The organism is Arenibacter algicola (assembly GCF_000733925.1).
In the GTDB taxonomy this organism is placed as follows: domain Bacteria; phylum Bacteroidota; class Bacteroidia; order Flavobacteriales; family Flavobacteriaceae; genus Arenibacter; species Arenibacter algicola.
This window is the reverse complement of sequence record NZ_JPOO01000001.1, coordinates 935205-949500: the sequence shown is the minus strand read 5'-3', so window position 1 is coordinate 949500 and position 14296 is coordinate 935205. Positions and strand designations below refer to the sequence as shown.

The window sequence follows — 14296 nt, the reverse complement described above, 5'->3', positions numbered from 1 at the left end:
ATACCAAAATCCTATGACAAAGCTTAGCGTTAATGTAAATAAAATTGCAACATTAAGAAATTCGCGCGGAGGAAACGTACCCGACCTGTTAAAAGTAGCCAAAGATATTGAAGATTTCGGGGCACAAGGTATAACCATACATCCAAGACCCGATGAAAGACATATTAAATACCAGGATGCAAGGGATTTAAAGAAATTGGTGCGCACCGAATTCAATATAGAAGGAAACCCCATTCAATCCTTTATGGATTTGGTATTGGAGGTAAAACCCACACAAGTCACCCTAGTCCCCGATGCCGTAGATGCCATTACGTCCAACGCTGGATGGGACACTGTAAAACATAAGGATTTTCTAAAAGAGGTAATATCAACATTTAAAAGCAATGGCATAAGGACTTCTATTTTTGTGGACGCCAATATCGAAATGGTCCAAGGTGCCGCATTGACAGGTACCGACCGCATTGAACTATATACCGAAAGCTATGCCCACGAATATGCCAAAGGAAACAAGAAGGGGGTTTTAGCTTTTACCGAAGCTGCAAAAGCGGCCCACCAATTAGGCTTGGGCATAAATGCAGGACACGACCTTAGTTTGGACAATATAAAATATTTCAAAGAAAACGTACCCCACCTGCTAGAAGTTTCCATTGGTCATGCCCTTATATGCGAATCCTTGTATCTAGGCCTGGAAAATGTAATTAATATGTACCTAAACAAATTAAAATAATGCCGGTATTGCATTCCAACATTTTAGGGGAAGGACAACCTATTATCATCCTACATGGTTTTTTGGGTATGTCCGACAATTGGAAATCCATGGGGTCCAAATATGCTGAAGAGGGCTTTGAAGTACACCTTCTGGATTTGCGCAACCACGGAAAAAGCTTTCATTCCTCCGAGTTCAATTATGATTTGTTGGCCGAGGATGTAAAACAATACATGGACTACCATCATTTGGGCGAGGCCACTATACTTGGCCACTCCATGGGAGGAAAAACCGCCATGCTTTTTACCTGTCGCTATCCCCAATTGACAAGAAAACTCATTGTGGCCGATATTGCCCCCAAATTTTACCCGCCCCATCATCAAGATATTATAAACGGACTCAACACCTTGGATATTAGAAACATAAGCTCAAGAAATGACGCAGATGAACAGTTGTCCAAATACATCAAAAATGTTGGTATCCGTCAGTTTTTGTTGAAGAATTTGTATTGGGAAGAAAAGGGAGTATTAGGTTTTCGCTTCAATCTTGAAGTTTTAAGTGGAAAAATGGAGGAAATTGGCGAAAATATCGGGTCTACCGATACCTACAACGGGCCAACACTTTTTTTAAGGGGAGACCGATCGGAGTATATAACCCAAGATGATTTAGCTGTTATAAAAAGGCATTTTCCAATGGCCACGGTTGAAACAATAGAAAAGGCCGGGCATTGGCTTCACGCCGAGAATCCAAGCCAGTTTTACGAAAAATCCATCCAATTTATCAAATAGTCACTTTCTTTATTCGTAACGAAAACCTTTGGCAGGTTCAATGTCCAATCTTAATTACAAAGGAAAATATCCTCTTGATAGATAAAAGGTATTAAACCTCAGGGCAGGCCCTGAACCCAATAATAGGAATCGACCCAAGGGTCGAGGTATTGAACCTAGATCCCGCCGAAAAAGGCGGGATTAGTTTAACTTTCAATTTTCAGTGCGTCTTACCGACTTCTCAAAATTGAGTTACACTAATAAAATAAATGTTTACTTTTAAGGGGATTATATCATTCATTGAACATTCCATAAACTAAAAGAAAGCAAACCATGAACCTGATTTTAAGAATTCTCCTGAGTGCCGTTGCAGTTGTTATTTTAGCAAAAATATTACCTGGGGTGGGTGTAGACTCCTATACCACGGCCATTATAGTAGCCATTGTTCTAAGTTTGCTGAATTTTATTGTAAAACCCATCCTGATCATCCTAACCTTGCCCGTTACCATACTTACCTTAGGGTTGTTCCTGCTTATAATCAACGCTATAATTATCCTTTTGGCCGACTACTTTATTGATGGCTTTCAGGTAAATAATATTTGGTGGGCGCTACTTTTTAGCCTTTTGCTTTCCTTTCTGCAATCTATATTTTATTCATTTCTAAATGACGACAAAAATATCTAGGGTACCTTTTTGACATTCAGTAATTTAAAAACTTGTTGGAGATTAGAAAATGTACTACTTTTGCATCCCATTTTATTTTAGTAAAATTAGATATAGAAATGAACATCACTAAAGAGCAGATTGACGAATTAAATGCAGTAGTAAAAGTTGCGGTAACCAAGGACGATTATTTCGATAAGGTAGAAACAATATTAAAGGACTACAGAAAACAGGCAAACATACCAGGTTTCAGAAAAGGTCAGGTGCCTATGGGATTGATCAAGAAACAATACGGAAAAGCCGTTTTGGTAGATGAGGTAAACAAACTGTTACAAGACAATCTCAACAAATATCTTACAGAAGAAAAGCTGGATGTTCTAGGAAATCCACTTCCAAAACAACAGGATAACTTTAATTGGGATTCCGAAGAATTTGCATTCGAATTTGAATTGGGACTTGCCCCTAATTTCAATGTGGACCTTAAGTCGAAAAAAGCCATAACGCACTACAAAATTATTGCTGACAAAAAAATGATCGATGAGCAGGTGGAACGTATCCAAAAACAATACGGGAAATTGATCAGCAAGACGGAAATTGGGAAGAAGGATGATGTAAACGGTGTTTTCAAGAACGAAGCAGAGGAAATAGACAATAAGACGGTAATCGAGATCGAAAAAATAAAAAGCAAAAAAGCACTTGACAGCCTATTGGGCAAAAAAGTGGGCGATGTGGTTACCTTAAAGACAAAAGGATTGTTCAAGGAAGATTATTTATTGGGCAGCACTTTGGGTATCGATGGTGAGAAATCAGAAAAACTGGATATCGAAGTTACTTTCACCATTGAGGAAATTAACGAAAAGGAACCAGCAAAATTAGACCAAGAGCTTTTCGACAAGTTATTTGGGAAGGATGTTGTTACCTCTGAAAAAGAGCTTAAAGAACGAATCAAAGAAGATTCCGAAAAGCAATTTGAGCAACAATCCGATCAGAAATTATTAAATGATGTAACCGAACATTTTATAGACACCGTCAAATTTGATCTTCCTACGGAATTTTTGACCAAGTGGATTCAGATGACCGGGGAAAAACAATTGACCGAAGAAGAAGCGAACGAAGAATTTGAAAAATCGGAGAAAGGCCTGCGCTATCAACTAATAGAAGGCAAGATTATTCAAGAAAACGGTATTCAGATTCAGTTTGATGAGCTAAAGGATTTTGCAAAAGGTTTTATTAAGCAGCAAATGGCACAATTTGGCCAGTTGAACCCCAAAGAAGAGGAGTTGGACAATATTGCCGCAAGGGTACTTTCCAACCAGGAAGAGGTAAAACGCCTTTCAGAACAATTGATGAGCCAAAAGCTTTTGACTCTTTATAAAGAAAAGGCAAATTTAAAAACGAAAGAAGTTACTTACGAAGACTTTGTTAAGGAAGTATACGGGTAATTCAAATTAGTTGAACCTTACATTTTAAATACGCTGCTATAGGAGCCAATAAAATAAAGTTTCACTAAAAATAAGTATATTTACAGTGTCGAAGAGTTGATTTTCGACACTTTTTTTATCTTATAAAACTATTGATTAAAATATGGATTACGGGAAAGAATTCAAAAACTATGCTATTAAACATCAGGGAATAAATAGCATGTATTACGATACTATTTTAAGTAGTATGTACCCCACCAACCTTACTCCCAACATTATTGAAGAAAGACAGCTAAATGCAGTGGCAATGGATGTTTTTTCACGATTAATGATGGACCGGATCATTTTTCTCGGAACTGGGATCAATGACCAAGTTGCCAATATAGTACAAGCACAGTTATTATTTTTGGAAAGCACCGATGCTTCCAAGGACATACAGATATATATCAATTCCCCAGGTGGAAGTGTTTATGCCGGTTTGGGAATTTATGACACCATGCAGTTCATAAAACCAGATGTGGCCACCATATGTACAGGAATGGCTGCCTCTATGGGAGCCGTACTCCTATGTGCAGGAGAAAAAGGTAAGCGCAGTGGATTGACCCATTCCAGGGTAATGATACATCAACCACTTGGCGGAGCACAGGGACAGGCAAGTGATATTGAAATTACGGCCAGGGAGATTCTAAAACTTAAAGATGAATTGTACCAAATAATTGCACAACATTCCGGACAACCCCTTGAAAAAGTAAGTGACGATAGTGATAGGGATTACTGGATGAAAGCAAATGAAGCCAAGGATTATGGAATGATCGATGAAATCTTGGTAAGGGATAAAGACTAGTGACGACTAAAAGGATCGAAAAATCCAGGTTACATTCTACACGGATGCACCAAAGTTTGGATTATTTCGTTACTATTATTGAAAGTGATAAAATGATATGGCAAAAGAAAATTTAGAATGCTCTTTTTGTGGTAGAAAGAAACCGGAAACCAATTTATTGATTGCAGGTCTTGATGCGCATATATGTGATCGTTGTATAGAGCAGGCACACGGTATTGTGGCCGAAGAATCAAAGCAGACCAAAAACAATGACCTTTCCTCCGAATTAACGTTGAAAAAACCTTTGGAAATAAAGGAATTTTTGGACACCTTTATAATTGGTCAAGATCGCACCAAAAAAGTAATGTCGGTTGCAGTGTACAACCACTACAAAAGACTTCTACAACCAAAAAGCAAGGAAGACGATATAGAAATCCAAAAGAGTAATATTGTCATGGTAGGCCAAACCGGGACGGGTAAGACCCTTATGGCAAAAACCATTGCCAAGATGCTAAATGTTCCTTTGGCCATTGTTGATGCTACCGTACTAACGGAAGCCGGTTATGTTGGGGAGGATGTAGAAAGTATACTTACCCGCTTACTGCAGGCGGCAGATTACAATTTGGAAAAGGCAGAACGCGGTATCGTCTTTATAGATGAAATTGATAAAATTGCACGTAAGAGCGACAATCCTTCAATTACTCGCGATGTATCCGGGGAAGGTGTTCAGCAAGGACTTCTTAAACTATTGGAGGGGACCGTGGTAAACGTACCGCCCAAAGGAGGCAGAAAGCACCCAGATCAAAAATTTATAGAAGTAAACACAGAAAATATTTTGTTCATTGCCGGAGGTGCCTTTGACGGCATTGAAAGGCACATTACCAAAAGGCTGAACATGCAGGCCGTAGGTTATAGTGCATCCAAAGCTGAAGAAAAGGTAGACAACGAAAATATTTTACAATACATTGTACCTAAGGATTTAAAGGATTTTGGATTAATACCCGAGATTATTGGTAGACTACCGGTACTCACCCACATGAATCCATTGGACAAGGAAACCTTGAGGGCAATTTTAACAGAGCCCAAAAACGCCATAATTAAACAATATGAAAAATTGTTCAAGATGGATGGAATTTCCTTTAAGATTACGGAACAGGCGTTGGATTATATTGTGGACAAGGCCATTGAATATAAATTGGGGGCAAGGGGATTGCGATCACTTTGCGAAGCTATTTTCACCGATGCCATGTTCGAATTCCCAAGTACGAACGAATCGGAATTTAAGGTAACAAAACCTTATGCCGAAGAGAAATTATCCTTTGAAACTATTAAAAAGTTAAAAGCAGTCTCTTAAGAGACTGCTTTTAACTTTTATAAAACCTATATGTTTTTCTAAATATAAGCTGAAAACCCAGATGTTATGCCACATACTGTTTTTGCATAACCTTGGCCAATAAGTCTTGACAAACCTTACTGATCATTTTCTCATCGGTATAGAGTTCATGCCCAAAACCCTTTACAACTTCGATCTCTACTCCAATTTGGTCTGACCACGTAGTTGAAGGCTTAAACTCATCATTTTGTCCATAAAGCAGTTGAATACTCGCTGCTGTCGGCCTCTCGCTCTCAAAACGCAATCTTGTACTGGAAATGGTATATAGCGATTTTAGGGGCAAGCCTTTAAGAGCTGCCTTCCAAGCTATACAACCACCAATGCCAAATGTTAAATAATGACTGGGTTCCGTTTCCTTTTTAAGCAGATGGGCAACCGCAGTTTCTACTCCCCCATCAATAAATTCCTTGTGGATATTCTCAGGAGAATTTACCTCCAAACTTATATTTGCCAAATGCTGACAATCATAAAATGTAATATCATAATATTGTTGCAAGTAGCCCAAATATGAAGTAATCCATAGCCCTTTTTTAGAACCCCACATATCGGACAATATTACTAGTCTGTTCGCCATAATAAAAAGTATAAATTGTTAAAGGGAAACATTTGATACCTCTAATTTGAACATATTGAGAGTTTTAATCACATTTATTTGTTCATCTGAAGCAATTCCTCGATATAATCCCTTTTATTGGACAATCTTGGAATTTTATGCTGCCCTCCCAACTTATCTTTAGATTTTAGCCAGTCATAGAAAAGATTTTCCCTGGCAATATGAACTTTGGGAAGTTTTAAAGTAATGTTATTATAACGCTTGGCCTCATAGTCAGAGTTCAAGGATTTAAGTGCATTGTCAAGAATTTCGATAAAATAAGCCAGTTCTTCAGGAGCCTTTCTAAACTCTATAATCCACTCATGTGCGCCTTTTTCCTTACCCTCCATAAATATCGGCGCCACCGTATAGTCCTTAATTTCGGACCCAGTTTTTATACAAATAGTTTTTAGGGCTTCTTCCGCATTTTCTATGATCAACTCCTCCCCGAATACATTAATATGATGTTTTGTTCTCCCGGTAATCTTGATCCTATAGGGGTTGGTAGAGGTAAACCTCACCGTATCCCCTATTTTATACCTCCAAAGACCTGCATTGGTAGTAATTATTACTGCATAGTTCCTATCTAACTTCACATTCCATAACGGCAATGTAATCTGCCCACTAGTACCATAGGTTTCCATGGGAATAAATTCATAGAAAATTCCATAATCTAGCATCAGTAAAAGATCGTCCGCATTATTTCTATCCTGGATGGCAAAAAATCCTTCGGAAGCATTGTAAATTTCATAATAATTAAAATTTTTACGCGGTAAGAGCCTGGAATATTGATCTTTGTAAGGGGTAAAACTTACCCCACCATGAAAATATACTTCCAAATTTTCCCAAACCGAAAAAAGGTGCTCCTTTCCTGTTTGCTCCAGGACATTATTTAAGAGCACCAACATCCAAGAAGGCACTCCGGCCAAGCTGGTAACATTTTCCTGAACACTTTCCTTAATAATGGCCTGTAACTTAGTCTCCCATTCACTCATCAGGGACACCTTGTTACTAGGAGTACTGCTCAGTTCTGCCCAGAACGGCATATTATCTATAAGAATGGCGGAGAGATCTCCAAAAACGGTACCATTATCCTGATACAACTCCTTACTTCCACCCAATCGCAAACTCTTGCCCGTAAACAACTGCGAGTTTTCATTGTTGTTTAAATACAAACAGAGCAGATCCTTACTGGATTTGTAATGGCAATCCTCCAAAGCCTCCGAACTTACAGGTATAAACTTGCTTTTGGCATTTGTGGTACCACTACTCTTCGCGAACCACTTAATGGTTGTTGGCCAAAAGATATTTTGCTCCCCCTTTCTAGAACGCTCTATCATAGGTTCTACCTCTTCATAGGAGACTATGGGGACCCGCTCCGCAAAAGTTTCATAACTGGCGATAGATTCAAAATCGTACTTCCTTCCAATTTCCGTATCCTCGGCAAAGGACAACAACTGATGCAATACCTCATCCTGCACCTCCTCAGGGTACTTTAAAAAAAGTTCTATCTGATGATATCGCTTTTTCAACAGCCAAGAAGCAATGGAATTGAATAATGTTATTGGCATTTTTAGGTATCTTTATCGCTGTTTAAAGCGGGGTTTTAGGCCAAGAGCCTGTTAAAGAATTCATCAATAGTTTTTAATGCTCGTTTTTGTACAATAACTTGTAAAACTTTAAACCCTGGCCATGGCGAGGATTATAAATTTACCTTAAAAAGTATCAAAAATGACAAATAAAAATTATAACCATAAATTCCTAAACAAACTTTAAATTAAATCGGCTAAAAATAGCTTTAATTGAATTCATATTCAAATTGATTTTACGTTAAGCAGAAAAAATATGCAGTATCAAGGAGTTTTAAGAAAAATGCAAACTGAATTGGCAGATCCCATACAATATTACCTAATATTTGATGGGGACTTTTTAAACCTGAACCAAGTATTGAACAAGGAACTTACCCTTTCCTTTATAAAATATCAATGTCTTAATTGTGGGGAAGATCGCCCAATTTTTAGACAGGGTTTTTGCAGGACCTGCTTTTACGAAATTCCTACGGCCGGGGATTGGATCATGCGGCCCGAATTGAGTACTGCACATCTGGACAAAGAAGACCGGGACCTGGAATATGAAAAAAAGGTTCAGCTACAGCCGCACATCGTTTATCTTGCCAATTCAAGCAATATCAAAGTAGGAGTAACACGCAAATCGCAGGTACCCACTAGATGGATAGACCAAGGTGCCCATGAGGCCATAGAGATTGTTGAAGTCCCCAATCGTTATTTGGCCGGAGTTACAGAGGTTGCCTTAAAGGAACACATAGGCGACAAGACCAACTGGCGTAAAATGTTGACGAATGAGGTTGACGACGAGGATTTGGTGGAATATAGAAATAAGTTAAAAAAATATATTCCGGATGAGGCCTCTGTATATTACATAGAAAGTAATACGGAAACGCATCTTGAATTTCCCGTGCTACAATATCCAAAAAAGGTAAAAAGTCTTAATCTGGACAAAACTCCCATCTATAGCGGGGTCTTAAAAGGTATTAAAGGTCAATATCTAATCTTTGAAGACAGTACGGTATTTAATGTTAGGGGAAGTGAAGGATACGTTGTTAGTTTGGAAGTGAAGTAGATTATACTGGCAGAAAACATTGATTTTCATTCAATTTATCATTAAATTGTCCTTAAAGTTAGATTACTCCAAAATTACCAATTAGGACAAGAAAGCTGGCTTATTCAATCCCTATTTTTTTCGGTTTACAGCTTGAGACCTATAATCATAATAATTTTTTCCCATCAATTCTATGGTGCCAAATATGAGTAATGAACATACTTCCGCCTTATCCAAGGACCAAACCCCAATTGCTATTTTTTGGTTCAGACGCGACCTTAGAATAGAGGACAACACGGCACTGGCAGAAGCATTGGCTAATGATATTCCCGTGTTACCCATATTTATCTATGATCGACTTATTTTAAATGAGTTGCCTGAAGATGACCCTAGAGTTAATTTCATACATCAAACCATTCTTAAAATAAAAGAAACCCTTAAAAGCCATGGCTCGGATATTTTATGTCTGGATGGTGAGCCGGCAACCATTTGGAAGGAATTAATTTCCAAATTTAATATTGCTGGAGTATACACCAATCGGGACTACGAACCTTATGCCATAGACAGGGATAAAGAAATTTCCCAATTGCTTGCGAAAAAGGATATCCCCTTTTTTAGTTTTAAGGATCAAGTAATTTTCGAGAAAAGGGAAATTGTAAAAGGAGATCAAGATCCCTATACTGTTTTTACGCCCTACAAGAATAAATGGCTTGCAAAATTTGGGGAGAAAAATCCCCTTCCACTTAAGGATCCCAAACTGAACAACCTGCACAAAGGGGATTGCCCCCCATTATCTTTGGAAGATATCGGTTTTAAGAAGTCGGATATTCAGGTACAGGACTTTGATTTGACCCAACTACATCTTTATGCGGACCAAAGGGATTTCCCATATAAGGACAGTACCAGTCACCTCAGCCCACATTTAAGATTTGGAACTATAAGTGTTAGACAGGTAATTGCCCGGATTGATAAAAAATATGAAGTTTTTTTGAGTGAATTGATCTGGAGGGAATTCTTCATGCAAATTCTGTTTCATTTCCCCCATGTTGTAACTCAAAATTTCAGATCCAAATACGATGGCATCAAGTGGAGGAACAATAAGGAAGAATTTAGACTGTGGTGTGAAGGAAAAACTGGCTACCCCATGGTGGACGCCGGAATGAGACAGCTGAACAAAACCGGTTTTATGCATAACCGGGTAAGGATGATCACTGCCGGTTTTCTTTGCAAACATTTATTGATCGACTGGAGGTGGGGAGAAAGTTATTTTGCCGAAAAATTATTGGATTACGAATTATCCTCCAACAATGGCAACTGGCAATGGGCAGCAGGAACCGGATGTGATGCGGCTCCCTACTTTAGAATTTTCAACCCGCAATCACAACTGAAAAAGTTCGACAAAGATTACAAATATGTAAGAAAGTGGATTCCAGAAATTGATTCCTTTGAATACCCGGACCCCATAGTAGATCATAAGTTCGCCAGGGAAAGAGCTTTGAAAGCGTATAAAATTGGAATTGAGTCTTAAAAATAAAAGTGCTTGGGGTAATTCATAAAGGAGATGGCATTTACAAAAAAAATTCTGCTACCTAAAAGTGCCTTTTAATTTATATTAGCCGTTCTAAACGGAAACTCTTTATTTAATTTTTTCTGAAGTATTTTTTCGGAACCAGCAGCATACCAAAACATTCACCATCTTCCTTTCCCATATTTTTATGATGAATTTTGTGCGCTTTCCTCAAGGCCAACAAATACTTATTCTTAATATTCTTAAACCACTTGAACCTTTGGTGAATAAGCACATCATGAACCAAAAAATAAGCAATGCCATAAAACAGTATACCCAAACCAATAAAGAACAAATAGTTGATCGCTGGGCTTATACCGAAATATAGAAGTAAAATACTCGGTATGGCAAATATTACAAAAAAGGCATCGTTTTTTTCAAAAACATGAGGGTATTTAGGTTCGTGGTGATCGGCATGCAAAACCCACAAAAAACCGTGCATTACAAATTTATGGGTACACCAGGTAACCACTTCCATCACTATAAAAGTCAAAAGAGTTATAAGAATGTAAAATACTATTTCCATTTACTTTTTTTTATTGTTCCTTCCATTTGAGGATTAAGTTTCAATCGGAGATTCCGGGAAAACTACTTTCCTAATTACTGGAGCTACTTTTGCCTTGAAATACATTACTTAAATAGCATTTAACTTGTACCTCACATAGCCTTTGGCCAATATCACCATTTTCATAGGATTGGATATATGGATTCTACCGTTCAATATTTTTTCCGACTTGGTGTTTTTAAGTTTTCTCAGCAGGTTTGAATAATACTTATAGGCAATGTAGACCCCTAGCCTACTTTCTATGGGCAATTGAACCAACCCTTTATACGCCTTTGCGAAGTCCTCCTCAATTTCTGCGATGATTTCCCTTTTTACCTCATCGTTCAGTTCCTTTTGATGTACGTTGGGAAAATAGGACCTGCCCAAACTTTCGAGGTCTTCTTTTATATCCCTAAGAAAATTTACCTTTTGAAAGGCGGAGCCTAGATATTTAGCCGAAGATTGCAGGGAATTAAATTTCTCGTTATCATTGTCCACAAAAACCCTTAAGCACATTAGACCAACTACATCTGCCGATCCATAGATGTAATTTTCATAAGCCTCCTTGGTAGTATATTCAGAAACTTCAAGATCATACTGCATACGTTGCAAAAAAACATCGGCATATTCATAAAGTTCATATTTATGCACTACCTCCTGAAAGGAATTTATTATAGGATTTAAACTAATTTTTCTTTTAAGGGAAAGTTTATATTCTTGTATAAATTCGGTCAGTAATTCTTCTTGATCATAACCATGAAAAGAATCCACAATCTCATCAGCATATCTTACAAAGCCATAAATGGCGTAAATAGCAGGTCGTATTTTGGGCGAAAACAATCTAATACCCAAAGAAAAGGAAGTACTATAGGTATGTGTTACCAATTTACTACATTTTATACTGGAAGAATCGAAGAGTGCTTTCAAAATTTAAGATATTTAAATTATAAATAATACTTATAGGATAGAGAATAAAGTGAGACTGACGGCCATTAATGATCGTCAGTCTCGGTAACCAAAATTAAGCACTAACCCTAATCTTAATGCAATAGGGCATCTATCGCCTCTTGTGGTAACAAAACTTTATCAATTACGTGCACTACTCCATTACTAGCAGCGATATCCGCGGGTGCTACGGCTGCATCCACATCAGTTTTATCCTGTATGAATACCCCAGCTGTTAAATTTACCGTTACGGATTCCCCTTGGGCGGTCTCTATCATTTGTCCATTGGACAGATCTGTAGAATAGGCCGCTGTTCCGGCAACTACGTGATACTTTAAAATCTGAGCCAACAACGCTTTCTCCTCGGGAGTATCAAAATCGGCCAAGCTGTTGTAATCATCACCCAATGCATCCAAAAGGGCTGCAAAAGCGGTATCTGTAGGTGCGAAGACCGTGAAAGGACCATCTGTCTGCAACAGGTCTACCAAACCGGCATCGGCCTGCACCAAAGCTCCCACTAAAAGTGATAAAAAGTCGGTGTCCATTGCCAATTCCACAATATTCGGAGTTGGTGGCATTAGAGCATCCAATGCCTCTTGTGGCAGTAACACTTTATCAATTACATGTACTACTCCATTGCTAGCAGCGATATCTGCTGGTGCTACACTCGCATCCACATCAGTTTTATCCTGAATGAATACCCCAGCTGTTAAATTTACCGTTACGGATTCTCCTTGGGCGGTCTCTATCATTTGCCCATCGGACAAGTCTGTAGAATAAGCTGCCGTTCCGGCAACTACGTGATACTTTAAAATCTTTGCCAACAATGTTTTCTCCTCGGGAGTATCAAAATCTGCCAAGCTATTGTAATCATCACCCAATGCATCCAATAGGGCTGCAAAAGCGGTATCTGTAGGTGCAAAGACCGTGAAAGGACCATCTGTCTGCAACAGGTCTACCAAACCGGCATCGGCCTGTACCAAAGCTCCCACTAAAAGTGATAAAAAGTCGGTGTCCATTGCCAATTCCACAATATTCGGAGATGGTGGCATTAGAGCATCCAATGCCTCTTGTGGCAGTAAAACTTTATCAATTACATGTACTACTCCATTGCTAGCAGCGATATCTGCTGGTGCTACACTCGCATCCACATCAGTTTTATCCTGAATGAATACCCCAGCTGTTAAATTTACCGTTACGGATTCTCCTTGGGCGGTCTCTATCATTTGCCCATCGGACAAGTCTGTAGAATAGGCCGCTGTTCCGGCAACTACGTGATACTTTAAAATCTGTGCCAACAATGTTTTCTCCTCGGGAGTATCAAAATCGGCCAAGCTGTTGTAATCATCACCCAATGCATCCAAAAGGGCTGCAAAAGCGGTATCTGTCGGTGCGAAGACCGTGAACGGACCATCTGTCTGCAACAGGTCTACCAAACCGGCATCGGCCTGTACCAAAGCACCCACTAAAAGTGATAAAAAGTCGGTATCCATTGCCAATTCTACTATGTTTGGCATGGGCTCTGGATTTAGGGCATCCAAAACTTCCTGTGGAATCAAAACTTTATCTATAACATGTACTATACCGTTGGAAGCCATAACATCTGCAGGCCCTACTTTTGCATCCGTTTCGGTAGGATCCTGTATGTAGACATCGCCGTCTATTCTCACAGTAATTTTTTCACCTTGTAGGGTAGTAAATTCCTGACCGTTGGAAAGGGAGCTAGAAGTAGCGGCTGCTCCAACTACTACGTGATACTTCAATATAGCAGCGAGGATCTCCCTTTTCTCAGGAGTATCAAAATCGCTTAAACTATCAAATCCATCCAGACTGGCCAATAGGGCTGTAAACGCACCATTGGTCGGTGCAAAAACTGTAAAGGGGCCATTGCCACTCAAAGCTCCTACCAAATCTGAATCGGCGTTTTCATCCGCCTTAACCAAAGCAGCTACCAAGCTACTTAAAATGTCTGTGTCTTGAGCTGTTTCCACAATGGTCTTCAAAGTGGGCTCATCAATTATGTCATTGTCATCATCATTACTACATGATAGAACAAAAAACATAGAACTGAATAATGCTAAAAAATAAATGCCAATTCTTTTCATGTCTAATTTATTTAGGTTAATACTTAGACAAATATACGCATTTATTTTAATTGTCCAACTTTTTTAATAAAATATTAGACAAAAATATATGAGGCACCACTTTCATCATTTTTTTTGTTTAACTTTACACCATAATAATTTAGACAACATT

13 protein-coding genes are annotated in these 14296 nt (G+C 38.6%); 8 read left to right on the top strand and 5 right to left on the bottom strand.

Annotated elements, in window-relative coordinates; translation table 11 throughout:
- Window positions 1-13: 13 nt before the first annotated feature.
- The 6 genes from U735_RS0104020 to clpX all read left to right on the top strand — a co-directional run bounded on the left by U735_RS0104020 (window position 14) and on the right by clpX (window position 5734).
- Entirely contained in the window at window positions 14-727 is a 714-nt protein-coding gene (locus tag U735_RS0104020; protein ID WP_031442591.1) for a pyridoxine 5'-phosphate synthase, read from the top strand.
- Window positions 727-1494: an alpha/beta fold hydrolase gene (locus U735_RS0104015; RefSeq protein WP_031442590.1), complete on the top strand. Its 768-nt coding sequence runs from the start codon at window positions 727-729 to the stop codon at window positions 1492-1494. Before U735_RS0104020 ends, U735_RS0104015 begins: the two co-directional genes overlap by 1 nt.
- A gap of 312 nt (window positions 1495-1806) precedes the next feature.
- Complete coding sequence (locus U735_RS0104010; protein ID WP_031442589.1) at window positions 1807-2157, top strand: phage holin family protein; 351 nt, start codon at window positions 1807-1809, stop codon at window positions 2155-2157.
- Between the two features lie 98 nt (window positions 2158-2255).
- Entirely contained in the window at window positions 2256-3578 is a 1323-nt protein-coding gene (gene tig / locus U735_RS0104005; RefSeq protein ID WP_031442588.1) for a trigger factor, read from the top strand.
- A 142-nt stretch (window positions 3579-3720) separates the two neighbouring features.
- The gene (gene clpP / locus U735_RS0104000) at window positions 3721-4401 is read left to right on the top strand and encodes an ATP-dependent Clp endopeptidase proteolytic subunit ClpP (RefSeq protein ID WP_031442587.1); all 681 of its coding nucleotides are present in this window, start codon (window positions 3721-3723) and stop codon (window positions 4399-4401) included.
- Window positions 4402-4498: 97 nt separating this feature from the next.
- Window positions 4499-5734: an ATP-dependent Clp protease ATP-binding subunit ClpX gene (gene clpX / locus U735_RS0103995; protein ID WP_031442586.1), complete on the top strand. Its 1236-nt coding sequence runs from the start codon at window positions 4499-4501 to the stop codon at window positions 5732-5734.
- Between the two features lie 64 nt (window positions 5735-5798).
- Here clpX and U735_RS0103990 read toward each other — a convergent pair whose 3' ends face one another.
- Both U735_RS0103990 and U735_RS0103985 read right to left on the bottom strand, forming a co-directional pair.
- On the bottom strand, window positions 5799-6347 hold the full coding sequence (locus tag U735_RS0103990) for a hypothetical protein (protein WP_031442585.1): 549 nt from the start codon (window positions 6345-6347) through the stop codon (window positions 5799-5801).
- A 74-nt stretch (window positions 6348-6421) separates the two neighbouring features.
- On the bottom strand, window positions 6422-7936 hold the full coding sequence (locus U735_RS0103985) for a GH3 auxin-responsive promoter family protein (RefSeq protein ID WP_031442584.1): 1515 nt from the start codon (window positions 7934-7936) through the stop codon (window positions 6422-6424).
- A 274-nt stretch (window positions 7937-8210) separates the two neighbouring features.
- Here U735_RS0103985 and U735_RS0103980 point away from each other — a divergent pair, with 274 nt between their 5' ends.
- Together U735_RS0103980 and U735_RS0103975 are read left to right on the top strand one after the other, a co-directional pair.
- Entirely contained in the window at window positions 8211-9005 is a 795-nt protein-coding gene (locus U735_RS0103980) for a DUF2797 domain-containing protein (protein ID WP_031442583.1), read from the top strand.
- Between the two features lie 184 nt (window positions 9006-9189).
- Complete coding sequence (locus U735_RS0103975; protein ID WP_051891861.1) at window positions 9190-10512, top strand: cryptochrome/photolyase family protein; 1323 nt, start codon at window positions 9190-9192, stop codon at window positions 10510-10512.
- A gap of 112 nt (window positions 10513-10624) precedes the next feature.
- Here U735_RS0103975 and U735_RS0103970 read toward each other — a convergent pair whose 3' ends face one another.
- The 3 genes from U735_RS0103970 to U735_RS0103960 form a co-directional block, all read right to left on the bottom strand.
- Entirely contained in the window at window positions 10625-11077 is a 453-nt protein-coding gene (locus U735_RS0103970) for a sterol desaturase family protein (RefSeq protein ID WP_031442581.1), read from the bottom strand.
- 108 nt (window positions 11078-11185) lie between these two features.
- Window positions 11186-12022 (bottom strand): phytoene/squalene synthase family protein, encoded by an 837-nt coding sequence (locus tag U735_RS0103965; protein ID WP_031442580.1) that lies wholly within the window; start codon window positions 12020-12022, stop codon window positions 11186-11188.
- Between the two features lie 113 nt (window positions 12023-12135).
- Window positions 12136-14145, bottom strand: a complete 2010-nt coding sequence (locus tag U735_RS0103960; RefSeq protein ID WP_031442579.1) for a fasciclin domain-containing protein — start codon at window positions 14143-14145, stop codon at window positions 12136-12138.
- Between the last annotated feature and the right edge of the window lie 151 nt (window positions 14146-14296).